This is a genomic window from Holdemanella porci (assembly GCF_019052655.1).
GTDB classification, from domain to species: Bacteria; Bacillota_I; Bacilli_A; order Erysipelotrichales; family Erysipelotrichaceae; genus Holdemanella; species Holdemanella hominis.
Map to the genome: position 1 here is coordinate 1 of NZ_JAHQVB010000138.1, position 1,124 is coordinate 1,124.

Annotated in this window: 1 protein-coding gene; it reads right to left on the reverse strand. The window is 31.9% G+C overall.

From position 1 onward, the window contains the following. Positions 1-161: 161 nt before the first annotated feature. Positions 162-1,019: an aminotransferase class IV gene (locus KTQ83_RS11805; protein ID WP_117926863.1), complete on the reverse strand. Its 858-nt coding sequence runs from the start codon at positions 1,017-1,019 to the stop codon at positions 162-164. Positions 1,020-1,124 lie beyond the last annotated feature (105 nt).

Sequence of the window (1,124 nt, forward strand, 5' to 3'; positions counted from 1 at the left end):
TTTCCTGTTCAGTTTTCAAAGATCATCTGCACCTCAGCAGTGCTCATCTATATTACCAAATACTTTTCACTTCGTCAAATGTTTTTTAATTTTTTTCATATTTTTTACTGTATACGCTTTCATCTTAGTTTTAAAAGAAAACTGGCATTCTGCCAGCTTAATTAATCAATACGTTTTGCGTTTGTATACTCATAAAATTCATTAAATACATAATCCTGTAACTTTTTAAATGTTGATGAATCCTTCCCAACAAATAGTTTACCATCTACCATTTTTACTCGACGACAAATGTGTGTACTACTAGATACAATTATTTCATCCGCATCAAATAACTCTTGCAAAGAATAAACTTTTTCTTCATACGGAATATTTAAAGCCGTACAAGCTTCTAACAAGTGTTTACGGGCAATACCAGGCAAAATATATTCATCACAAGGTGCAGTTATAAAGCAGCCATCCTTTAAGATAGATACATTGCTATGAGCACATTCTGTAACACGATCTGGTCCTCTATGTAAAATACACTCATCAAAACCATGATTATGTGCTTCTGTTGAATACATTACTGCAGGAATTAAATTAATCGTCTTAATGTTATTATGAAAGAATCGTGTATCTTCCATGGTAACAACAGACATCTCTTTATTTGGGTCTGCCAAAGGCTTTGGCGTAATCATAACCCATAAATTACCTTTCATGTCTTCAGGATAAATATGATTTCTAATACCTGTTCCTCTTGAAACCTGCCAATATACAAACTGTGTTGGTGAATCTACTTTATTTACTAATTCAATTAATAAATCTTGTAATTCCTCTTTTTTATATGGAATGTTAATATTTAAAAGTTTTGCACTATTGTAAAAACGATTTAAATGATCTTGAAGTGCAAAAATTGTATGATTATTTGCATAAGATGCATCGTATACACCATCTCCAAAATAACAAGCACGATCCAACATTGGAACTTGCATATTTTCTAATTCATCTATTTTTCCATTGTAAAAGCCTAAGTTCTTCATAATATCCTCTTTTCTTTCTAGTATATTATAGGCCAAATTATAAAAAAGGCAAAAAAAAGGACCCGGCAGCTAGCTATCTTCGCAGGGGCAAGCCCAACTATTGTC

Bases quoted from the DNA above. Each gene is read 5' to 3' on its own strand.
- KTQ83_RS11805 (WP_117926863.1), bottom strand. From the start codon at position 1,019: ATGAAGAACTTAGGCTTTTACAATGGAAAAATAGATGAATTAGAAAAT.